The sequence below is a fragment of the Psychrobacter sp. T6-4 genome, assembly GCF_052258425.1.
In the GTDB taxonomy this organism is placed as follows: Bacteria; Pseudomonadota; Gammaproteobacteria; order Pseudomonadales; family Moraxellaceae; genus Psychrobacter.
This window is the reverse complement of record NZ_JBQQEZ010000019.1, coordinates 1-21,724: the sequence shown is the minus strand read 5'-3', so window position 1 is coordinate 21,724 and position 21,724 is coordinate 1. Positions and strand designations below refer to the sequence as shown.

The window sequence follows — 21,724 nt, the reverse complement described above, 5'->3', positions numbered from 1 at the left end:
ACAGTCGACGAGAATAAAAAACAATGCGCTTATCTTACACAAAATTGTCGCTAGGTGTTAGAGCATAATATGAATTAAGCTATAGATATTGTGACTAATAGTGACCTATAAAGGGTCAAACGCATTCTAAATATGTACTGGTAATGTGCTAATATTAGGGCACGTTTATAAGTTATCAAACACCAGCTATGTTACTTGTCCAACACATGACCCTTGCACCTAGTCGAGACTATTATGACTGAATCGATCACCGAAAACCTGCCCGCCCACGCGCGCACTCACGCCGCTGACCAAGCTGTGGTCAATGAGCCAAACCTTGCGCCAGCAGCGAATAGCGCAGCAGTACAAGCTATACTAGACGCTCTAATCACTACGCATAACTTTGATAGCAGTCAAATCAAGACCGATAGCGAGAGCCTTGTACATTGGGGTAAAGACTGGACCAAGCACTTTGCTCCTGCTGCCTCTGCTATTATCTTTCCTAAGACCACTGAGCAAGTGCAAGCGATCGTACTGCTAGCGAATGAGTATAACGTCGTATTAACCCCAAGCGGCGGACGTACGGGTCTATCAGCAGGCGCGGTCGCAGCTAATGGCGAGATTGTAGTGAGCTTCGATAAGATGAATAGTATCGGCAAATTTTATCCTGCTGATCGCTTGGTTGAGATTGAAGCAGGCGTAGTCACCGAGCAGCTTCAGCAATTTGCCAAGTCCAAAGATCTGTACTACCCTGTCGATTTTGCATCAGCAGGCTCAAGCCAGATGGGTGGCAATATCGGCACCAACGCAGGCGGTATCAAAGTCATACGTTATGGTATGACGCGCCAGTGGATTATGGGGTTGACAGTGGTTACTGGTCGCGGCGATATCTTGCACCTCAACCGCGGTATGGTCAAAAATGCCACAGGTTATGATTTGCGTCAGCTGTTTATCGGTAGTGAAGGTACGCTTGGATTTGTCACTCATGCGCAAATTAAGCTGGATCGTGCGCCGCAAGACTTAAATGTCATGGTGCTAGGCATGGATAGCTTTGATGATGTCATGAATGTGCTATCAGCCTTTCAAGCAAAGATTGATTTGACCGCCTTTGAATTCTTCGATGATGTGGCAATCGATAAACTCATGGCACATGGTCAAGTGCAAGAGCCGTTTGAATCGCGTACTCGATTTTATACTCTACTTGAATTTGAAGCGCCATACGAGCCGATTATGGATAAGGCTATGGCGATATTTGAGCACTGTATGAGCGAGGGCTGGGTCGTTGATGGCGTCATGAGTCAAAGCATAGCTCAGGCGACGGAGCTGTGGAAACTGCGTGAGTATATCTCTGAGACTATCTCAGTCTTTACCCCGTACAAAAACGATGTGTCCGTGTTAATCACTCATGTCCCTGATTTTATTGCTGAGATTGACGAGGTTGTCAGTCGTAATTATCCTGACTTTGAGGTGTGCTGGTTTGGTCATATCGGTGATGGCAATTTGCATCTAAATATTTTAAAGCCTGAACACTTAAGCAAAGATGCGTTCTTTGATGCTTGCCAAATCGTTAATAAGTACGTGTTTGAAATCGTGCAAAAATATGGCGGCTCGGTATCCGCTGAACATGGCGTTGGCATGACCAAAAAGCCATATTTGGAATATAGCCGCAGTCCGCTTGAGATTGAGTACCTAAAAGAAGTCAAAAAAGTGTTTGATCCCAACAATATCATGAATCGCGGCAAGATTTTTGATATGTAAGCGTCTTGATTAGTTCTAAATAAAAAAGACGCTAGACTTAACCGTTTAGCGTCTTTTTTCGTTTTGTCATTTGTATATAAAGCGTACTAATAGGTTAAAAGGTAGAGGCCTATAACGAGCAATATTGCCAAAAATCCTTGAACGATTAAAAACGCTTGGTGCGGCGCGGCAATGTGCTTAAACATATTACCCATGGCATTGTAGGTAATACCAGCTGCTTTTATATGCGGCGGATTATCAAAGGTTTGGATAGTATTAATAAACTGCGCAGTACGATCGGGCGTCCAGCCATGCGGCGCAAAAGGTAAAAAAGGCGAGAGCTGATCGGCTTGTTTTTTGGTTGCAGGAGACCAAAGCCAGCGCTCCAAAAATAGCAAGCGCATGCGCCAATCCTCAAAGCTGCGCTGACTGATGTTTTTTAGAGACAGTATCTGCACCTCTTTATGACGTCCGTCAGCAAAGATACGCTCTTGCAGAGTCAGTATCTCATCTTTTTCGCCCTCCAAGCACTGCAAAAAATGCCCGTTGCCATAACACAAAGTACCCGTTATGCCATGCTGCTGGTTGTAGCTGCGAGCATGCGCCTCAACTTCGTCAAAGACAGAGGACTTTAGACGTGATCTGAGCGTCATGCTACTGACATAAACCAATTGGATCAAACCATCCTTAGGCGTATCGCTCAGCTTTTTGACAGTTTCCATATGGTTTAGAGGTATTGGCATAGATAACATCCTAAGGAGCTTATAATTGTTATATGGTTCGCAGATTCATAAAATACTAAAGAAAAAGGTAAATAACTATCAAAAAATAGTAACTTATACCCTAGCATGGTTAATTGAGACTACTAATTTATATTTTATAGTAGCAGCGCATAGATGTTAAGTATTAGATATTAAATGACTATTAGGGTTACAAGGACTACTAAGGATAACTGGAAATAGAGTATTGAGATGATATGATAGCGAATTAAATAATTGTGAATAAAAATGAGTGCAAGAACATAATAAGTACTTGTTATTGTTAATTATTGTAACATTGTTACTGTATTCAAGATAACCATTTTTTGTAACTGACAGGACAACATATTATGAGCATATGTCGCTAGTTGTATGCACTCATATTATCAAGCAATAGCCTTCACGCTTATCACCACGTAGTTAATAAACAATATTATAGGATTTTTATGAGTAATATAGAAAAACCAGAAGACTTTCATTTAACGATTGCAGAGATTAAGAAAAAAGACTATCCCCAGCTCAAAGCTCTTATGGATAAAGTATATTCTAACCTTGGCGGTTCTTGGTCAAAAGCCACTATCCATGCTTTGATTGATGCCTTTCCTGAAGGACAAATTGCGCTATTTGATCACGACGATCTGATCGGTATTGTACTGTCTATGCGTGTCGATTATGCCAAGTTCTCTAATCCGCATACTTATGATGATCTGATTGGTCACAAAGAGATTATCAGAGATGATCCTAAGGGTGACGCTATTTATGGCTTAGATGCGCTCATTGATCCTGAGTATCGCGGTTATCGCTTGGGTCGTCGCCTGTATGATGCGCGAAAAGAGCTGTGCCGACAGTTAAACTTCCGCGCTATTTTGGCAGGCGGACGTATACCTAATTACTACAATCACAAAGACCTCACTCCTGGCGAGTACATTGACGCGGTCGAGTCGCGTGAGATTCATGACTCAGCGCTATCTTTTCAGCTCTCAAACGGCTTTATTGTCAAGCGCATCTTGACCGCATATCTACCTGATGACAAGCAGTCTAAAGGCTTTGCAACCTTGCTTGAGTGGGCCAATATCTATTATGAGCCCAAAGACTATAAGCCCAATACCCGTAAATCTGAGGTACGTATTGGCGGGATTCAGTGGCAGATGCGTGAGGTTGAGTCGCCAGAGGAGCTGCTACAACAAGTCGAGTTCTTTGTCGATATCATGGCGGACTACAACTCAGATTTTGCCTGTCTGCCAGAGTTTTTTAACGCGCCGTTAATGGGATTGTGTGAGTCCACCGATCAAAACATCGCCATTCGCTTTTTGGCAGGCTATACCGAATGGTTCAAAAACGAGATCTCGCATCTAGCGGTTAGTTATAACGTCAATGTCATCACAGGCTCCATGCCGCTACTTGATGAAAACGATACTTTGTATAATGTCAGCTACCTATGCCGACGCGATGGTACAGTCGAGGAGCAACGCAAGATTCATATTACTCCGCATGAGCGTAGTGCCTGGGTGATTGAAGGCGGTGACGAGGTCAAAGTGTTCGACACGGATGCCGGCCGTATTGGAATCTTGGTCTGTTATGACGTTGAGTTTCCAGAATTAGCACGCTTAATGGCACTCGATGACATGGACATTTTGTTTGTGCCATTTTGGACCGATACTCAAAACGGGTATCTGCGCGTGCGCCACTGTGCCCAAGCACGTGCCATTGAGAACGAATGCTACGTGATGATTTGTGGTTCTGTCGGTAACTTGCCGCAAGTGGAGAGCCTCGATATTCAATACGCACAGTCATCTATTTTTTCGCCATCAGACTTTGCGTTCCCGCATGATGCCATCATGGCAGAGACCACGGCTAATACAGAGATGGTGTTCTTCTCTGATCTCAATTTAGATAAGCTCATCCATGTGCGTAACGAGGGTTCAGTACATAATTTGCTCGATCGCCGCGATGATCTGTTTAGCCTAAAGTGGAAGCGTAAAGCAAAGATACCTGCCAGCAAACTAAGCGATAGCGAGCGCCGTGAAAACTCAGGTAGCGTACTATTGGGCGATCCACTGCAGGGACGCGCCGAAAAGTTCTAAGGGCTTAAGGTAAAGGTGAAAAGCTCACAAACGTATAGTCAAGTCAATGTAAAAGAGATGCAGCGAGGCTGGGACAAATTTTGCGCAGCATCGAGCAGCGCAGACACAGCACGCAAGTAAAGTTTGTACCAGTCTCGCGTTACAATCTAGTATATCTATCTCGTTTAGTACCAACTATACAATAACAAAACGGCTGATCATTCAGCCGTTTTTTATATCTAAGATCACAAAAAGTAGAAGAGCAGGTACTAAAATGACAGGTTCGCAAAAAACATTAAAACTTAGAAAGACACCGAAACAAAGGGGGCTATCAATACTTAAAACCATACTTATCTATGGGACGATATTTGCGCTCATCTATACTGCTGTGAACTGGTGGCGACAGCCTGTCATGCCGGCCGATCCACAATTGCAACTGACAGACTATCAAGGACAACGCCTTGATCTTGCGGCAATGAGTACCGATAAGCCGACGCTCGTATATTTTTGGGGAACTTGGTGCCCGATATGCACTTATACTTCACCAACTATCAATAAGCTGGCGGTGGAGAATAACTACCCTGTCGTGACCGTTGCCATTAAGTCAGGCAATAATCAAGAATTATCAAACTATATGACTGACAATAATTTTGATTTCACGACGATAAACGATGAAGAAGGACGTATCTTTGCTGACTGGCAAGGACAAGTGACGCCGTCGTATGTGGTCTTAAAAGATGGTAAAATGACGCAAGGACTCACAGGCATTCAGCCGCTTTGGTCGCTTAAATTACGGTTGTGGCTGAGTTCGGTTTTTTGAGTCGACTGACAATGATTTAAATAAGCCTACCTTTTTTGCAAAAAAGAATTTAGTAGGCTTTGTTTTATGATAGTAGTTAACCGATCAACTCATCCAAATCCTTATACTCATATTCTAAATCTTCAGCGACCGCCTCGTAGGTCATATGACCTTGCATGGTGTTAATGCCTTTTGCTAGTGCAGCATTATCCATACACGCTTGCTTTACGCCTTTTTTAGCGAGTGCTCGTACGTAGGGTAAAGTCACGTTCGATAAGGCTAAGGTTGAAGTACGCGGTACCGCGCCTGGCATGTTAGCGACGCTATAATGAACAATACCGTGCTTGGTATACGTAGGATCGTCATGGGTTGTGATGCGATCGGTCGTCTCAAAGATACCGCCTTGATCGATGGCGATATCGACGATGACGCCCCCGTCATTCATAGACTCGATCATCTCTTCACTGACTAGTTTGGGTGCAGCCGCTCCTGGAATGAGTACCGCGCCGATGACCAAATCGCTATTTTGTACGCACCTAGCAATATTGACTTTGTTGGATACTAGCGTCTGCACCTCATTACCAAAGAGCTCAGATAATTGCTTGAGCCGTTTGGGATCAAGATCCAAAATAGTGACATCTGCGCCTAAACCGATTGCCATTTTTGCCGCCTCCGTACCTGAGACGCCGCCACCGATGATAGTGACCCGCCCCTTTTGTACGCCCGGTACGCCGCCGAGTAATATACCTTTACCACCATAAAAGCTCTGCAAAAACTGCGCGCCGATCTGTGTACTCATGCGCCCTGCAATCTCACTCATTGGCGTTAGCAGTGGCAGTGAGTCATCCTTTAGCTGTACGGTTTCATAAGCAATGCCCGTTACTTTATGTTCTATCAATGCTTTCGCCAGATCAGGCTCAGCGGCGAGATGCAAATAGGTAAACAGAATCAAGCCTTCTTTAAAGTACTCATACTCTGATGATTGTGGCTCTTTGACTTTGATGACCAATTGGGCATCCCAAGTCTCACTTGCACTGTTAACGATAGTTGCGCCTGCGTCTTTGTAGTCATTATCAGTGAACTGCGAACCCATACCAGCGTCTGTTTCAACGACAACCTTGTGACCATCATCGACCAAAGCACTGACTCCACTGGGTGTCAATCCAACGCGATTTTCATTATTTTTAATCTCTTTTGGAATGCCTATTTTCATAATTATCTTCCTTGATAAGAGTAATTTGACGGAATCAAAATTGAGCCAAGCGTGATGTTAGTTTAACGATTTACATTTACGACATACAAGCAATCATGACGCAATCTGCCAGATAACTCACTAATCGTAGCACATCTCTTTAGATACGTTTCTCTCCAAATACGTTGTTTACAATGTAAAGCGATCTCTTAGGAATGTTATAAAAAGCCCGTAGCGTAGGATATGCTACGTTACGGGTTTTTTTATCAATGACTCTAAGCGATAACCATCTACGACATAAAGCGCTGCGCCGATGGCATTTTGAGCATCAATATCCAGTAGATTGCGCCAGCAGGAATCAGGCTGGCATACCAAGAGATGCTAGTGAACGTCAGCGCAACCACAATACCGATCGCCATAGCGATGACTGCTGCCATATTCACCCCTTTATAAGGACCATTTTCATCATATAACTTATCGATATCGAGCTTTTGCTTACGCAGGAAGTAATAATCAACGACCAATATCGCAAATATAGGCCCTAAGAATGCAGAGTACGTTTGAATAAAGAGGTTGAGTCCTGCCGCAGACTCATCTTTGACCAGCTCCCAAGGAAAGGTTCCAAAGGCGAGCAACCCGACGATGACCGCCGCTGTTTTGTATTTGACTTTAAAGATATCCATCAAGGCATAAGCAGGCGGTACGACGTTATTTAGAATGTTGGTTGTGACCTGAGCAAAGGCAATAAACAGCATGGTGATGACCAGTAAAGGCTTGTTATCAACTGCGCTTGAGAACACTTTAATAGGGTCTACTTCACCCGTTGCGCTAGTCACCATGAGACCGATCAAGCCCATAAACAAGGCAGCAGGCAAGATAGAGTTTGAATAAATGACTACTTGACGGAACAATCCGACGTTCTCTTTTAATTCGCGTGAATAATCAGAGACGTTGAGCATCATCGTACTATAGACACCTAAAAACAGCATGGTCGCACCCCAAAAAGGCGTACCCCAAGTACCTTCAACATTAATCAAATTAGTTGAAATAGTATCGCCATATTTATTAATGACACTAATAAATATATAAATGAGAGAGCCGATAATAAACACCGAGCCGATGTTTTCAAGCCACTTGATACCATGAAAGCCCAAAACAGATAGACCAATCTGTAAAAATTGAAAACCGATGAAGAAAACGACGATATTGCTATAGCCAAATAGTGCATCAGATACCAAGTTCAACGCACCAGCGCCAATCCAGCTCTGAAAGCCAAACCAGACGATCGCAGGTACTGAGCGCACTAGTGCAGGAATACGGCTACCAGTGAAGCCAAAAGCGGAGCGCGTCTGAACCATAAACGGAATACCATACTTGTGACCGGCGCGGCCATTAATCATCAGCGCCGCCCCGATGACGGTACAACCTATAGCAATGGCAAGTACCACTTGCAGCAAGTTTAGCGTACCGACCAGACCTGAGCCGACGGTGAACGTCCCGATAGAAACGCAGCCGCCAAGCCATGCAAATAAATAAGACCAAGATCCCATGATGCGCGTGGTTTGCGGCGCAAGGCTCTCCTCTCCGACTCCCTTGTGATCCAGCGTTTTGATATCTGCCGCCGCTACGGCTCTTTTTGCGTCTTCCATGACACTCTCCTTCCTAAAGTGTGTAAATTGACTTAGCTCTTAATAGGCGCCGCATAAGCCCCAATCTTGCTGGTTTTTATACCGCTACCAATGAGTGCCTCGACCATACGCGTAGCCACAGTGACGCCGTCGATAACAGGAACGCCCGTCTCTTTCGTCAGCCACTCGGTCAAATCTGCCATGCCCGCACAGCCCAAAACGATCGCTTCGCAGTTGTCCTCACGTACGGCGCGCATAATCTCATCGCGTACTTTTTCGCGCGCGCCAGAGCCTGGCTCCTCAAGCGCCAGCACAGGTATCTCAGCTGAGCGCACGCGCCGACAGCGATGAGACAGACCATAGCCGTGAATAAGCTCTTCGATCACAGGTATCGCGCGCGGCAGAGTCGTCACCACGCTAAATGAGGTTGAGACCATACTTGCCGCCTTGACTGCCGCCTCACAAATGCCTAAAACGGGGCCTGAGAACACCTCACGGCAAGCGCCAATACCTGGATCATCAAAACAGGCGACTACGACGCCATCGACGCCGTCTGCTTCTGCTTGGGCCAAACGTCTAAGCAGTCCAGGCACAGACATCGCTTCGTCATAGTGTCCTTGAATAGAGGCTGGCGCATCATCCCCAGACGCGCCGATGATCGTTGTACCAGCGCTTGCTTTTTGACGAGCGCTCTCAACGATTTTGTCCGTCATGGAGGTCGTCGAATTAGGGTTCATGACTAAGATTTTCATAAAGGTTGGTTATCCATATATAAAGTTGATACAGAGACTGATTTGAATATCAAACAAAAGTAACTATATGCGTATATATTCATTGTTAACTGAAATTGTTAACAATACAACTAAAAATTAAAAAATGTTGTCGCCATGCATGCAGCGCACTATAATCGCGACTATGAATCTTATTAATACACTAGTAAAAAACGAAGACACGCCAGAGAACGCAATCATTGAGGCTATCACTGCTGCAGTGTCAGAGCAGCGCCTGCCTGCGGGCACTAAACTTGGTGAGCAGGCATTGAGCGATCTGTTCAAATGCAATAGAGCCAACGTAAGACGCGCCCTCTCGACACTGGCAACTATGCATGTGGTGCAATTACAGCCCAATCGCGGTGCATTTATCTCAACGCCTACGCCCAAGGAAGCCGGTGACGTGTTTGCCGCGCGGCGCACCATTGAGCGTACGCTGGCGCTCAGCGTCATCAAAAACGCCACCGATCAAGACAGTGCTAATATGCGCGCTATGATTGAGGATGAAGCGGTTGCGCGCGCGGTAGGAGACACCCCTGCTGAATTGCGATTATCCCGCGCCTTTCATATGCATTTAGCGACAATCGCTGGCAATCAGGTGCTCGAGAAGTTTTTGAGTGAACTTACCTTGCGCACGACTTTGATTATCGGACTATACAATAATGCAGGCTCCTCAAACTGCGCTGAAGATGAGCATTTGGGTATAGTACAAGCGATAGAGGCCAAAGATGAGAATAGACTTGTCATGCTACTCGATGAGCATTTGAGTCATTTAGAGAGTAGTCTTGATTTTGCTCACGCCACCCAGCCGTTCTCTACCTTGGCAGAGCAGCTGATTATTAAAAACAATCAATAACTCTAAGCGTCTATTTGCCCAAAACATGTCCCCTGTTTTTAGTGCGTTAATTGCCTTATAATAGGTGGCTTTGATTTTTGTCAATGCGTCCTGCATATATACCAGTCATCCTATATTTTGGCACGCGGGTTTTCTCACTACATTTAATTAAGACAAAGACCACTATGACCGACTCTATCGACTACAAAGATACGCTAAACCTTGCCGACACGCCCTTTGCGATGCGTGCTAACCTTGCCAAACGTGAGCCTGATTGGCTGGCGGCGTGGGAAGCGGACGACGTCTACGGCAAAATTCGTGCCGCGCGAGTCGGCGCGACCAAATACATTTTGCATGACGGCCCTCCCTATGCGAACGGTCAGATTCACTTAGGTCACGCGGTCAACAAAGTGCTCAAAGACATGATCGTCAAATCAAAAACCTTATCAGGCTTTGATGCGCCCTATATACCGGGCTGGGACTGTCATGGTCTACCCATTGAGCAAAAGGTTGAGGCCAAAGTCGGTAAAGTCGGTCAAAAAGTGTCCGCCACCGAGTTTCGCGGTCTGTGCCGAGAGTATGCGAGCACGCAAATTGAATTGCAAAAAGCTGACTTCAAGCGTTTAGGTATCTTTGGTGATTGGGACAATCCTTATCTCACGATGAACTTTTCGCAGGAAGCCAATATCGTGCGCGCATTATCTAAAATCTATGACAATGGTCATGTGACTCGCGGTATGAAGCCTGTCAACTGGTGCTTGGACTGTAGCTCAGCTTTGGCAGAAGCGGAAGTAGAATATCAAGACAAAATCTCTGATGCGATCTACGTCAGCTTTGATGTTTTGGATACTCAAAAACTAGCTGCTTTAAGCGAGATTGACGGCACTATCGCCGCTGTGATCTGGACGACGACACCATGGACGCTGCCTGCTAACCAAGCCATCTCAGTACATCCTGAACATGACTATAGTGTGGTCGCAACCGACAAAGGCAACTTGCTATTAGCCGCTGATTTGGTTGAGACAGCACTTGTTGAGCTTAAACTGGACAACAAAGGTGTGTTGGCAACCGTATCAGGTAGCGCGCTTGAAGGCTTGCGCGCTCAGCATCCATTAATTGAAGATCGCCAAGTGCCGCTTATCTTAGGCGATCATGTCACGGTTGATAGCGGTACGGGTCTGGTGCATACCGCGCCCGGTCACGGTCTTGACGATTATATCGTTGGTCTTAAATACAACTTGCCAGTAGAGAACCCCGTTAGCGGCACTGGCGTCTATTTAGAGACCGCTGCTGTGTTCGCAGGTGAGCATATCTATAAAGCCAATCCAAAGATTATCGCCGCCTTACATGACAATGATCATTTGGTCAGCCATACCAAAATTGAGCACAGCTATCCGCATTGCTGGCGTCATAAGTCGCCGATCATCTTTCGTGCGACGCCGCAGTGGTTTATCAATATGGAAATCGAGGGCCTACGTGAGCGCGCCCTAAAAGATATTCCACAGGTTAAATGGACGCCAGCATGGGGTCAAAACCGTATTGAATCGATGATGACGGGTCGCCCCGACTGGTGTATCTCACGCCAGCGTACTTGGGGCGTGCCGATTGCCTTTTTTACCAATAAAGAAACAGGCGAGCTGCATCCAAACACGCTTGAGCTGATGGAAGTGGCTGCAAAGAACATAGAAGCGGGCGGCGTGGAAGCTTGGTTTGATGCCAGCTGTGAGGACTATCTAGGCGATGAAGCAAGCGATTATGACAAGTCTACCGATACGCTAGACGTTTGGTTTGATTCAGGGACGACGCATTTTGCTGTCCTTGAGCAGCGTGAGGAGCTGACCAACCCAGCTGACATGTACCTAGAAGGCTCAGATCAGCATCGCGGTTGGTTCCAGACTTCCCTTTTAACCTCGGAGGCGATGTACGAGCGTCCCCCGTTTAAGCAAGTCTTGACTCATGGTTTTGTGGTTGATGAAAACGGCCGCAAAATGAGTAAGTCACTGGGTAACATCATCACCCCACAAGACGAGATTAACAAAACAGGCGCAGACATGCTGCGGTTATGGATTGCGTCGAGCGACTATCGTTATGAGATGAGCGCAGGCAAAACGGTCTTTAAAGGCGCGATCGATATGTATCGCCGTATCCGTAACACCTTGCGCTTCTTATTAGCCAATACCGACGACTTTAATCCTGCGACTAATAGCATCGCTATTAATGATCTGGTCAGTCTCGATAAGTTCATCCTTGAGCGTACGCAGACTGTGCAAGCGCAAATCGTCAGGGCTTATGATGCCATGGACTTCCATCAAGTCACGCAGCATATCGCGGCGTTCTGCTCACAGGACTTGGGTAGCTTCTATTTAGACATCATCAAAGACCGTCAGTACACCACGCAAAAAGATGGACAGCCGCGCCGCTCGGCGCAAACGGCGATTTACCATATCGCCCAAGCTTTAATTCGCTGGATTGCACCGATCTTGTCATTCACCGCGCAAGAAGCATGGGAAGTATTACACGCTAACGATAGTGCAAACGCCGATGCGTACGTGTTTACTCAAGAGTGGTACGAGTTCCCAGAACTTGAGCTGAGCGCGATTAGTACGGATGATTGGCAAAACATTATGCGTGCCAAAGACTTAGTCAATAAAAACATCGAAACCGCACGCGGTGACAAAATCATCAATGCCAATTTATCCGCTGACGCTACCCTTTATGCCGAGGGCGCAATGCACGATAGCTTAGCCAAACTTGGCGAGGAGCTACGTTTTGTCTTAATTACAAGCAAAGCTACGCTTGCACCACTAGGTGAGGCGCCTACAGATATAACAGCTGCTGATACAGTCTCCCCTGGTACTGAAAATGATAGCGGAGCGGCAACCGATCTAAAAGTCAATATTAGCGCGGCGACGGGCACTAAATGTGTACGCTGCTGGCATATCCGCGATGATATCGGCACTGACCCCAAGCATCCAGAGCTGTGCGCGCGCTGCGTGACCAATGTTGTAGGTAGCGGTGAGGTACGTCACTATGCTTAACCCGCCTGACCCCTCTAAGCCGCAGACACCGACCCCAGTTGATGAATTGCCAAAACCTGTGCATATCACAACTGGCAGTTCAGTGACGCCTATGGGTCGATTAAATAAAACGCCAAAAGTTATTGCCAATGGCAGTCGTGCCTTTATGTGGTATCTGCTTTCACTCATCGTTTTGGTTATAGATCAATTCACCAAATGGTTAGCTGAAACCAATCTGACCTTTCACGAGCCAGTACCCGTTATTGAGCCATTTTTGAATTGGACTTTGGCCTATAATTACGGCGCTGCCTTTAGCTTTTTGGCGGATGCAGGCGGCTGGCAAAAATGGTTTTTTTCTGGGCTGGCACTGATCATATCGATATTTTTGATCGTCTATCTAATTAAAGCGCCGCGAAACGCCAAGCTCCTCTCTCTCGGTCTAGCCTTGGTACTTGGTGGCGCTATTGGTAATCTGATTGATCGCCTGCTCCATGGTCACGTTATCGACTTCATCCACGTGCATAACGCCGATGTCTGGCATTACCCGATATTTAATATTGCAGATATTGGCATTAGTGTTGGCGTGGCGATCATTGTCATCGACATGCTGTTTTTTGAAGGTAAGCGTAGTAGTTAAATTATCCTAGTAAATTTAGATTATGATAAAATATCCAGCGTTAGAAGTTGAACGAAAATCAGGTGAAGAAGCTTTTCATATCGAGGGAAACTCTCTGAATTTAAACTTATTGTCTTTTTGGCAATGGTCTAGCTCCGATCTTGTAAGTAATACCTTAAGAGGTATTTTAGCTGAATATATTGTTGGTTCTGCTCTTGGTGAGAATAATGCTCACAGAGTAGAATGGGATGATTACGATATCGAAACTAAAGAAGGTATTAAAATTGAAGTAAAGTCTAGTGCTTTTATTCAAACATGGAATCAAGAAAAAATATCTACTATTCAATTTGGAATTCGTCCTACTACACAATGGGACGATAAGACCAATGCTCGTTCAACCAAAAGCATACGGCAAGCTGATATTTACGTATTTTGTTTATTAAAACATAAAGAACAAAAAACTATTGATCCTCTTAATATGAGTCAATGGGAATTTTACGTTTTATCTTCAGATACATTGAATCAGTCTGTCGGGTTACAAAAAAATATTACGCTCTCAAGCCTACTTCGACTCGATCCAATAATCACTACTTATTCAAAACTACCTTTTGCTATAAAGCAGTCAATCAGCTAGGACATGTCATCAATTAAAAATAGTGATATCAACATAATATATTTGTTTCTAAAAAAGTATCATAAATATTTATGATTAGTCGTTAAAATTCTATATTTAAAAATTACAACAACTTATCTAATCCCCCACCCGCCATAACAAATAACAAACCTGCCAAGTTAACCACTACCGTCAAATAATACGCCATACGAAACTCTGGCTTTTGGGACTTGTGGCGCAGATAAGTCTGGGCAACCAGCGCTCCAACCCAGCCGCCAAGCGCGCTTAAAATATGTAAAGTCATCTCAGGGGTGCGCCACTCATTGTTTTGCGCCGCTTTTTTATCTTTGGCATACATCGTATAAGTGATAAGCCCTAAGGCTATATACCAGCCAACCACAAGCCAGTTTATCTCATTTGTGAATGCCAGTAGCGCTAGCACCCCATAAAACCCTAAACCAAGAAATAAACGCTTTTTTTGACCCTCCTCAAAGTCCGCTTGTGCGCTGCGTTTTTGGTTGCGCTTGCGAATTTGACTGTTCTTATTCGCCATTTTTTGCTGTACAAAGCTCAGCTCTTGTATTCGCTTGGCCTGCAGGCGACCTTGATTATCTTGCCCAAGCGTAAAGACAACGTGTTCGCCAATCTCTGGGCGGCGCTTTGCTTTGAACTCACTAATATGAAAAAACACCGACTCGCCATCACCCATTTTGATAAAACCAAAGCCTTTGTCATCTTGCCATTTTTGTACGACGCCTTGTACTAGGATGCTTCGCTCATTTTGTGCCATTGCTATATATGCTCACTTGTAGATTCAAAATTATAGTATTTTATCTATGGTACTTTATTTATATTTATAGTGCCGCAGTTACGTTACATTATTGACGCTTACACCAGCTATCATTTGCCTTATTATTTGATGCATTGCTTTTTTAATCACTAGGTGACCTTTGACTATGACCGACTCTCAATTTATCAATCCTAACGAAGATACGCGCATCGCTTACGGCAGTAGCGTCAAACTACATTTTGAAGTCTCACTTGAGAATGGAGAAATAATCGATTCAACCTTTAGTCGCGACGCACCTGTCACGCTGACTATCGGTGATGAGAGTCTATTGCCCGGCTTTGAGCAGGTGCTGATGAACTTGCGGGCAGGCGATACGCGCACAGCACACCTTGACCCTGAACAAGCCTTTGGAGACTGGAACCCAGATAACGTCCAGCAGTTTAGTCGCACTCAATTTGCGCTCATCGCGGACAATCCTGAGATTGGCATGATGGTTGAGTTTGAGGATAAAGGTAAAAACACTTTGGCAGGTATCATAAGTGCTATCGATGATGATGAGATCGAAGTGGACTTCAACCATCCGCTCGCCGGTCAAGCGGTGCTTTTTAAAGTCCAAATATTCAAAGTCACTCCGCCTGGCGTGACTGGTATACAGCTCATTTAAAACAATAAAAAGGATAATAAGATGAAATATGAAACCCTGCCACAGATTCACGAACAGGTATCCAAGATTTGTCTAGGCACGATGACTTGGGGACAGCAAAACGACGAGAGTGAAGCGCACGCGCAGATGGATATGGCGCTAACTGCTGGCGTCAACTTTTGGGATACCGCCGAGATGTACCCCTCCCCACCTGACAAAGATAAGCAGGGCGATACCGAGCGTCATATCGGCACTTGGTTTGCTAAGAACAAGCAGCGTGATAGGGTTATCCTTGCCAGCAAAATGTCGCCAATGAGTTTTTTGCGTGACGGTCAAAGCCGTTTTAACGCTGAGCATATCGGGCAAGCTATCGATGGCAACCTTGAGCGCTTGCAAACAGATTACATCGACGTTTATCAGTTGCACTGGCCTGAGCGTCAAACGAACTTTTTTGGTCAGCGCGGCTACACCGAAGATATGGCAGCGCAATCACTGAACGATTTGACGCCATTTTTAGAGACCATTCAAGCGCTAAACGATGAGATCAAAAAAGGTCGCATTCGTGCGTATGGCTTATCCAACGATACCGCTTGGGGACTCATGCGCTATCTGTGGGAGGCGGACAAGAATGGTTTGATCGCACCTATCACGGTGCAAAATCCTTACAGCCTACTCAATCGCTTGTATGAGGTCGGTATGGCAGAGATCGCGCATCGCGAAAACGTCGGCCTACTTGCTTACTCGCCGCTAGGCTTTGGTGTGTTGTCGGGCAAATATTTAGATGGCAAACGTCCAGAGGGCGCTCGCCTGACCAAATATGAGCGCTTTGGTCGTTACGTGAATGAGCAAGCACTATCGGCGACAGAACAGTACGCCAAGATTGCTGATGACGCAGGATTAGATATGGCGCAGATGTCACTGGCTTTTGTTAATTCGCGTGCTTTTGTCACTAGCAACATTATCGGCGCGACCAGCCTTGAGCAGCTTAAATCTAATATCGATAGCATTGATCTGACTTTGAGCGCAGATGTACTAGAAGCTATAGAGGCCGTACATACCGAGCAGCCTAATCCGTCACCTTAGTTTTATCCTCAGGTATAAATATCAAAAAAAAGCGCAGCCTATTAAAGGTTGCACTTTTCTGTGTTTATCCTGATAGCAAAACCTTATGCTTATGCAGAAGTACTCAGTACTCTTGAATGTAGTTCAGCTAAGCCTTCTTGCATACTTTTTTGCAATTTGTTGGTCATCTCACTTTTGCTATAGCCATTAGGATCTATTGGCTCAAGCGGTAGCACATAAGCGGTAACATTTTTGCTATCGAGTACCTTTTTAAGGCTCTCTTTCATGGTTAATTTGCCATAATAAGGCAGTGCGTCACTTAAGGTACCGTCCTTATTAACATAAGCGAGTACCATAGGCTGTACGGGTACCTTTGCATCTATCGCTGCTTGCAAAAGCGTACCATGAATACGCTTGATTTTTTTACCATCTGTCGTGGTGGCCTCTGGGAAAAAGACAACCGAAAAGCCTTCTTTTAAAAAGTCTGCAATTTGCGTGGCTACTGATCCGGCATCTCCTGACCCGCGCTGGATAAATACCGTGCCCGCAGCATGAGCCAGCTTACCAAATACAGGCCACTCGCCAATCTCAGCCTTTGACAAAAAGAACGCGGGACTCACGGTACCTACAACTGGAATATCCATCCATGACACGTGGTTTGATACCCACAGACCGTGATGCTGCGGTACTGGCTCGACCTCTACGACCTTGACACCGAACGAGCCTGCCATCTTGCGACAAAAGGCTTGAATATAGCGTGGTAGCTTTTCTCTTGGTGGCTCCCGAAATGCGCCGATGCGCTGGGCGGCGCGTAGTCCGCCGACCATAGTTGTGGTCATGCCAGCGATTTGCTTGCCACGGCCCAACTGTTTTTTGACTGAAAACTTTGACTTAGATTGACTCATCTTTGTCCCTCATGGATGTATATAGTGCGTTATTGTATATAAGCTACGCGCGGTTATGTAAAAGATAAATTATAAAAATAGAGTGTAATAAAAGGCAGATAAGTATAACAAACTTCTCTTGATTCAGTGACGATTTGTTCACTCAGACCTCTTGGATCAGGTTCAAAGTTAACATAAAATTATCTGACACGCTTTAATATCGTTGGGGTGGCCGCATATAGAAGGTTATAACCCTTTAATAAATTAATAATAGGTGACTATTTTTGGAATATTTCGACAGACATACCGGCGGCGAGCGCGCTATTATCGTTCATCTAGACATCCGCCAAATTCAAGATCCTGATGATCTTGGCGAGTTTGAACTCTTGGCGGACTCAGCAGGTGCGGATCGATTGGCACTAGTGACAGGTTCACGCCTAAAGCCTGATGCCAAATACTTTGTAGGGAGCGGCAAGGCTGAAGAGATTGCCGAACTGGTACGCGAGCATGACGCTGACATCGTTCTTTTTAACCACAATTTGTCGCCATCACAAGAGCGTAACCTTGAGACTATAGCCCAGTGCCGCGTCCTTGACCGCACCGGTTTAATCTTAGATATCTTTGCTCAGCGCGCTCGTACTTATGAAGGTAAGTTGCAAGTCGAGCTGGCGCAGCTTAACCATCTATCTACGCGCCTCGTTCGCGGTTGGACGCATTTGGAGCGTCAAAAAGGGGGTATTGGTCTGCGTGGCCCTGGTGAAACCCAGCTTGAGACCGATCGCCGCTTATTGCAGACGCGAGTTAATCAGCTTAAGAGTAAGCTTGAAAAGGTACGGCAAACGCGCGCGCAAGGCCGTGCCCGTCGGCAAAAATCTGATGTACCCACTGTCTCGCTCGTCGGTTATACCAACGCAGGCAAGTCCACTTTATTCAATCGTTTGGTGGATGAAAACATCTATGCTGCGGACAAACTGTTTGCGACCCTTGACCCGACACTGCGCCGCTTAGACTGGCAAGGCGTTGGACGCGTAGTACTGGTCGATACCGTAGGCTTTGTGCGTCACTTGCCCCATGAGTTGGTTGAGTCTTTTCATGCTACGCTTGAGGAGACGTTAGAGGCTGATCTTTTGCTTCATGTTATCGATTCCTCAAGTGAGGATATGCATGAGCAGATTCAAGCGGTCAAAGCAGTGCTGGCTGAGATTGACAATGACGTACCTGTGCTCAATGTCTATAACAAGATTGATCTCACTGATGAGCCTGCTCGTATTGGGTATGCAAGCGAGGGGAAACCCAATCGTGTTTATGTCTCCTCACGAGAAAACCTAGGTATGGAGGAGCTCTCTCTTGCCGTACAGCAGCTATTGACGGGCACGCTTACCACCTTTGATTTGACGCTGCCATATAATGCAGGTCAATTCAAAAACACCTTGTACGAGCTTGGCGTCATACTCGAGGAAAGCTATGATGATACGGGTCATGAGTGCCTGACCATACGTCTGCCAAGCGATAGGCTCAAGCAACTGCTCGGTCAGGCTAACCTGTCTCCTTTAGACGTACTGCCCTTAGCACAAGCAACGCTTTTGATGCCTGTTCTTGAACCTTTTGAAGAGTCAAGCCAAGAAAAAACTGCGACAAATGCAGGTGATCTTGACAGTAAATCGGTAGATTCTGATGACTCAGCTGAGACTTTAAGCCATCATTTAGACGATGAGTCCGAAGTTGATTTAGCCTTGTCTGATACAACGCCAGAGGCCTGATTAATCAGTCTAGCTATTTATTAAACGCGGTCTTTAGTACTATTTAAGTTACTATTTAAAAAAACCTCACCTAATACAAGCGGTACTTATCTTATAAGATAGGTATCGCTTGTTTTTTGATAGTTTGGCGCTTATTGATTCTGCCTTAGGGAACCTAGCTTTATTAATGTGGCGACTGTGTATATAATTGGCGCTCCTATCATCGACAAGTGTTTTTTAATGGTGTGTCATGTTTTACTAGTACTTACCATTAGTCAAACCTCTAGCACGTTATGTTTATTTTTAACTTATCATGAGTCACTTATGACCCTCTCTTCGCACTCAAAGCTACCTTTATGGATGGCTATTATTTTAACCCTCGTTATGGTCGTTGTGGTTCGTGAGCTTGCGGTCGTTATCTGCAGCTGGGCTGGTATCGAAAAGGCTGCCAATATTGTCGGTTTGGTTGCGATGTTCTTGATACTTATGACTTGGCGTTTGATAAAAGGTCTACCGCACTGGCTCACTCAAGCGAGCAATACTTTGCTTGTCGATAGCGGTTTTGCCTTTTTACCTGTATCTGCCGGCGCTGGCATCTTGTTATTTGAGCTTGGTGATGAGTTATGGGGCGTCATGATCACGATGATTATCAGTACTCTCATACCGCTATGGGGTCTTGGCATCTTGGCTAATCGCTGGCTAAACAGTAGCGATACTCTTGATACGTCAAGCAAATCTACTGAGCGTCAAGAGTAGCCGTATGTTTTATGAGAGAGTTATGCATCTTGCTAGGGGTTTTTATGTATTTTGCTAGAGGTAGCCATGTATTTTGACAGCATAGCCGTAGCGACTGGGGCGGCGATACTATTGACGTTAGTGGCGCACGTGAGCGCCCGCGTCCTTGCCAAAAAGCTCACTTGGCTGCCTATGGTCATTACCGCACTAGTCTTAGTTATTGTGTTCTTATTCATTTTGCAATGGGACTATGATAACTACTATGGCGTGGCCAAACCTGTCTTTGATCACCTGTTGGGTTACGTGACAGTACTACTTGCTGTACCGCTGGCAGCAATGAACTTTAAGGGTTTACCGGTCAAGCGCCTCTCTATTATTGTGCTGATTGCTAGTATTGTCGGGGCTTTATTACCCATGTCACTTGCCTATCTGTTTTCGCTTAGCCAAGAGACCATATTAGCCTTTGCCACTCGCTCTGTAACCACGCCTATCGGTCTTAGCGTAGCGGACTTGATTGGCGCACCTTTAGCGATGGCAAACCTGATCATTATTGTTTCAGGCTTGCTTGGCGGCGCTCTGGCACGTTCCTTGTTTCGCAGTATTGATGATGACCGTGCAAAGGGTTTGGCACTGGGACTGGCGGCGCATGCTTTTGGTACAGTTGAAGCGTGGCAGATCAGCTCAACTGCTGGACGTTATGCAGCCTTTGGCTTAGCGGTTAACGGGCTATTGACTGCCGTATGGGTACCCATATTTATCGGTGCGCTGTCAGCATAAGCTCATTCTTTATTTTATGGATATGACATATTCGACATAAGTCCAAATGAGGATTTATGTTATAGTTGTGTTATAGTAAATTCTATCTATTTTAAATCAGCTGATTCTTGAGCGCGTTCATACACCAAGTAATCTGATCGTCTTCGATAAAAAGTGATGCCTTTATGATAAACATTCAAACCCTAAGTCGTTGCCTGTCACCGATATTATTGACCTCTTTTGCTCTATCCGCTATTTCTACAAGCGCGCATGCTGGCAATATGTATATCTATAAAGACAAAGGCGGTCAGGTTCTTCTAACCAACGTCAGCCCTAGCGGTAATTTTGAAAAATTCACCAAAAAAGTAAAAGTCACTTATTACAAAGACAGTAGCAATTACGATAATAATGCCAGTACCAATAACTACGGTACTAGCCCTGCTAGCAATAGCGGTAGCCGTAATGCTTATGACGCTTATATCCGTGCTTCAGCTGCTCGTCATGGCGTTGATCCTGGGCTTATGAAAGCAATGATGCATACCGAGTCCGCTTTTAATCCTAATGCCCGCTCGCCTGTCGGCGCACAAGGCTTGATGCAGCTGATGCCTGCTACTGCCAGACGATTTAAGGTGAGTAATGCTTGGGATCCTGCGGATAATATTGAAGGTTCGGCCAAATATATCGCTTGGCTGATGCGCCGATTTGATAACAATATCGAATTTGCTATTGCAGGCTACAACGCAGGCGAAGGTAACGTCGATAAGTATGGTGGTATCCCACCATTTAAGGAAACCCGCAACTACGTCAAAAAGGTGATGAGCCGTTATCATAGCCTGTACAAAAACGACTCTGGGCTATCGACTAGTACAAATAACTATAACAACGCTAATGGCATCAGCGATAACAGCTCAATGCAAAATGTCAGCTTTGGTACGAGCAGTAATAGTGCAAGCTACGCCAATTCCGCTTACGCCGCGCTACGTTAAACTTACTATTTTATATACTGCATGTCCCGTCCTAAAATAGGTTGGGGGTTTATAAGGAGTCAGATACTGCAAGTATCTGGCTTTTTTTTGGAATATCACTTCTTATATTTTTATGAGCTTGG

At 45.4% G+C, this 21,724-nt stretch carries 19 protein-coding genes; 13 read left to right on the top strand and 6 right to left on the bottom strand.

Annotation, left to right across the window (positions count from 1 at the left end):
* Window positions 1-234: 234 nt before the first annotated feature.
* The gene (locus tag ACTXGE_RS11845) at window positions 235-1,737 is read left to right on the top strand and encodes an FAD-binding oxidoreductase (protein ID WP_443543578.1); all 1,503 of its coding nucleotides are present in this window, start codon (window positions 235-237) and stop codon (window positions 1,735-1,737) included.
* An 86-nt stretch (window positions 1,738-1,823) separates the two neighbouring features.
* On the opposite strand, the gene ACTXGE_RS11840 is transcribed toward ACTXGE_RS11845, so the two are convergent.
* Window positions 1,824-2,459 carry a BLUF domain-containing protein gene (locus ACTXGE_RS11840; protein ID WP_443543580.1) on the bottom strand — a complete coding sequence of 212 codons (636 nt, stop codon included), beginning with the start codon at window positions 2,457-2,459 and terminating at the stop codon, window positions 1,824-1,826.
* 461 nt (window positions 2,460-2,920) lie between these two features.
* Between ACTXGE_RS11840 and ACTXGE_RS11835 the strand changes: the two genes are divergently transcribed.
* Both ACTXGE_RS11835 and ACTXGE_RS11830 read left to right on the top strand, forming a co-directional pair.
* Complete coding sequence (locus ACTXGE_RS11835; protein WP_443543582.1) at window positions 2,921-4,558, top strand: carbon-nitrogen hydrolase family protein; 1,638 nt, start codon at window positions 2,921-2,923, stop codon at window positions 4,556-4,558.
* A gap of 253 nt (window positions 4,559-4,811) precedes the next feature.
* Entirely contained in the window at window positions 4,812-5,357 is a 546-nt protein-coding gene (locus ACTXGE_RS11830; protein WP_443543584.1) for a protein disulfide oxidoreductase, read from the top strand.
* Between the two features lie 76 nt (window positions 5,358-5,433).
* Here ACTXGE_RS11830 and ald read toward each other — a convergent pair whose 3' ends face one another.
* The 3 genes from ald to ACTXGE_RS11815 all read right to left on the bottom strand — a co-directional run bounded on the left by ald (window position 5,434) and on the right by ACTXGE_RS11815 (window position 8,908).
* Window positions 5,434-6,549, bottom strand: coding sequence for an alanine dehydrogenase (gene ald, locus ACTXGE_RS11825; RefSeq protein ID WP_435950283.1), 1,116 nt, complete (start codon window positions 6,547-6,549; stop codon window positions 5,434-5,436).
* Between the two features lie 269 nt (window positions 6,550-6,818).
* Entirely contained in the window at window positions 6,819-8,177 is a 1,359-nt protein-coding gene (locus ACTXGE_RS11820) for an NCS1 family transporter (protein WP_443543586.1), read from the bottom strand.
* 32 nt (window positions 8,178-8,209) lie between these two features.
* Complete coding sequence (locus ACTXGE_RS11815) at window positions 8,210-8,908, bottom strand: aspartate/glutamate racemase family protein (RefSeq protein ID WP_443543588.1); 699 nt, start codon at window positions 8,906-8,908, stop codon at window positions 8,210-8,212.
* A gap of 139 nt (window positions 8,909-9,047) precedes the next feature.
* On the opposite strand from ACTXGE_RS11815, the gene ACTXGE_RS11810 reads away from it, so the two are divergent.
* From ACTXGE_RS11810 to ACTXGE_RS11795, 4 genes are all read left to right on the top strand, one after another.
* Window positions 9,048-9,782 (top strand): GntR family transcriptional regulator, encoded by a 735-nt coding sequence (locus ACTXGE_RS11810; protein ID WP_443560315.1) that lies wholly within the window; start codon window positions 9,048-9,050, stop codon window positions 9,780-9,782.
* Between the two features lie 164 nt (window positions 9,783-9,946).
* Window positions 9,947-12,799, top strand: coding sequence for an isoleucine--tRNA ligase (ileS, locus tag ACTXGE_RS11805; RefSeq protein WP_443543592.1), 2,853 nt, complete (start codon window positions 9,947-9,949; stop codon window positions 12,797-12,799).
* Window positions 12,792-13,415 carry a signal peptidase II gene (gene lspA, locus ACTXGE_RS11800; RefSeq protein ID WP_443543593.1) on the top strand — a complete coding sequence of 208 codons (624 nt, stop codon included), beginning with the start codon at window positions 12,792-12,794 and terminating at the stop codon, window positions 13,413-13,415. Before ileS ends, lspA begins: the two co-directional genes overlap by 8 nt.
* 22 nt (window positions 13,416-13,437) lie before the next feature.
* Window positions 13,438-14,028 (top strand): hypothetical protein, encoded by a 591-nt coding sequence (locus ACTXGE_RS11795; protein WP_443543595.1) that lies wholly within the window; start codon window positions 13,438-13,440, stop codon window positions 14,026-14,028.
* A 103-nt stretch (window positions 14,029-14,131) separates the two neighbouring features.
* On the opposite strand, the gene ACTXGE_RS11790 is transcribed toward ACTXGE_RS11795, so the two are convergent.
* Window positions 14,132-14,797, bottom strand: coding sequence for a DUF1294 domain-containing protein (locus tag ACTXGE_RS11790; protein ID WP_443543597.1), 666 nt, complete (start codon window positions 14,795-14,797; stop codon window positions 14,132-14,134).
* Window positions 14,798-14,963: 166 nt separating this feature from the next.
* On the opposite strand from ACTXGE_RS11790, the gene ACTXGE_RS11785 reads away from it, so the two are divergent.
* Together ACTXGE_RS11785 and ACTXGE_RS11780 are read left to right on the top strand one after the other, a co-directional pair.
* Window positions 14,964-15,461 carry an FKBP-type peptidyl-prolyl cis-trans isomerase gene (locus ACTXGE_RS11785; RefSeq protein ID WP_317200144.1) on the top strand — a complete coding sequence of 166 codons (498 nt, stop codon included), beginning with the start codon at window positions 14,964-14,966 and terminating at the stop codon, window positions 15,459-15,461.
* Window positions 15,462-15,482: 21 nt separating this feature from the next.
* On the top strand, window positions 15,483-16,523 hold the full coding sequence (locus ACTXGE_RS11780; RefSeq protein ID WP_443543600.1) for an aldo/keto reductase: 1,041 nt from the start codon (window positions 15,483-15,485) through the stop codon (window positions 16,521-16,523).
* 89 nt (window positions 16,524-16,612) lie between these two features.
* On the opposite strand, the gene ACTXGE_RS11775 is transcribed toward ACTXGE_RS11780, so the two are convergent.
* A complete protein-coding gene (locus tag ACTXGE_RS11775; RefSeq protein WP_435950273.1) occupies window positions 16,613-17,407 on the bottom strand; it encodes a lysophospholipid acyltransferase family protein in 795 nt (264 codons plus the stop codon).
* Between the two features lie 263 nt (window positions 17,408-17,670).
* Here ACTXGE_RS11775 and hflX point away from each other — a divergent pair, with 263 nt between their 5' ends.
* The 4 genes from hflX to ACTXGE_RS11755 all read left to right on the top strand — a co-directional run bounded on the left by hflX (window position 17,671) and on the right by ACTXGE_RS11755 (window position 21,602).
* On the top strand, window positions 17,671-19,146 hold the full coding sequence (gene hflX / locus ACTXGE_RS11770) for a ribosome rescue GTPase HflX (RefSeq protein ID WP_435950272.1): 1,476 nt from the start codon (window positions 17,671-17,673) through the stop codon (window positions 19,144-19,146).
* Between the two features lie 303 nt (window positions 19,147-19,449).
* Window positions 19,450-19,881, top strand: a complete 432-nt coding sequence (locus ACTXGE_RS11765) for a CidA/LrgA family protein (RefSeq protein ID WP_443543603.1) — start codon at window positions 19,450-19,452, stop codon at window positions 19,879-19,881.
* A 66-nt stretch (window positions 19,882-19,947) separates the two neighbouring features.
* On the top strand, window positions 19,948-20,637 hold the full coding sequence (locus tag ACTXGE_RS11760; RefSeq protein ID WP_317200149.1) for an LrgB family protein: 690 nt from the start codon (window positions 19,948-19,950) through the stop codon (window positions 20,635-20,637).
* A 164-nt stretch (window positions 20,638-20,801) separates the two neighbouring features.
* The gene (locus ACTXGE_RS11755; RefSeq protein WP_317200150.1) at window positions 20,802-21,602 is read left to right on the top strand and encodes a lytic transglycosylase domain-containing protein; all 801 of its coding nucleotides are present in this window, start codon (window positions 20,802-20,804) and stop codon (window positions 21,600-21,602) included.
* Window positions 21,603-21,724 lie beyond the last annotated feature (122 nt).

Bases quoted from the DNA above. Each gene is read 5' to 3' on its own strand.
- ACTXGE_RS11845 (WP_443543578.1), top strand. From the start codon at position 235: ATGACTGAATCGATCACCGAAAACCTGCCCGCCCACGCGCGCACTCAC.
- ACTXGE_RS11840 (WP_443543580.1), bottom strand. From the start codon at position 2,459: ATGCCAATACCTCTAAACCATATGGAAACTGTCAAAAAGCTGAGCGAT.
- ACTXGE_RS11835 (WP_443543582.1), top strand. From the start codon at position 2,921: ATGAGTAATATAGAAAAACCAGAAGACTTTCATTTAACGATTGCAGAG.
- ACTXGE_RS11830 (WP_443543584.1), top strand. From the start codon at position 4,812: ATGACAGGTTCGCAAAAAACATTAAAACTTAGAAAGACACCGAAACAA.
- ald (WP_435950283.1), bottom strand. From the start codon at position 6,549: ATGAAAATAGGCATTCCAAAAGAGATTAAAAATAATGAAAATCGCGTT.
- ACTXGE_RS11820 (WP_443543586.1), bottom strand. From the start codon at position 8,177: ATGGAAGACGCAAAAAGAGCCGTAGCGGCGGCAGATATCAAAACGCTG.
- ACTXGE_RS11815 (WP_443543588.1), bottom strand. From the start codon at position 8,908: ATGAAAATCTTAGTCATGAACCCTAATTCGACGACCTCCATGACGGAC.
- ACTXGE_RS11810 (WP_443560315.1), top strand. From the start codon at position 9,048: ATGCAGCGCACTATAATCGCGACTATGAATCTTATTAATACACTAGTA.
- ileS (WP_443543592.1), top strand. From the start codon at position 9,947: ATGACCGACTCTATCGACTACAAAGATACGCTAAACCTTGCCGACACG.
- lspA (WP_443543593.1), top strand. From the start codon at position 12,792: ATGCTTAACCCGCCTGACCCCTCTAAGCCGCAGACACCGACCCCAGTT.
- ACTXGE_RS11795 (WP_443543595.1), top strand. From the start codon at position 13,438: ATGATAAAATATCCAGCGTTAGAAGTTGAACGAAAATCAGGTGAAGAA.
- ACTXGE_RS11790 (WP_443543597.1), bottom strand. From the start codon at position 14,797: ATGGCACAAAATGAGCGAAGCATCCTAGTACAAGGCGTCGTACAAAAA.
- ACTXGE_RS11785 (WP_317200144.1), top strand. From the start codon at position 14,964: ATGACCGACTCTCAATTTATCAATCCTAACGAAGATACGCGCATCGCT.
- ACTXGE_RS11780 (WP_443543600.1), top strand. From the start codon at position 15,483: ATGAAATATGAAACCCTGCCACAGATTCACGAACAGGTATCCAAGATT.
- ACTXGE_RS11775 (WP_435950273.1), bottom strand. From the start codon at position 17,407: ATGAGTCAATCTAAGTCAAAGTTTTCAGTCAAAAAACAGTTGGGCCGT.
- ACTXGE_RS11765 (WP_443543603.1), top strand. From the start codon at position 19,450: ATGACCCTCTCTTCGCACTCAAAGCTACCTTTATGGATGGCTATTATT.
- ACTXGE_RS11760 (WP_317200149.1), top strand. From the start codon at position 19,948: ATGTATTTTGACAGCATAGCCGTAGCGACTGGGGCGGCGATACTATTG.
- ACTXGE_RS11755 (WP_317200150.1), top strand. From the start codon at position 20,802: ATGATAAACATTCAAACCCTAAGTCGTTGCCTGTCACCGATATTATTG.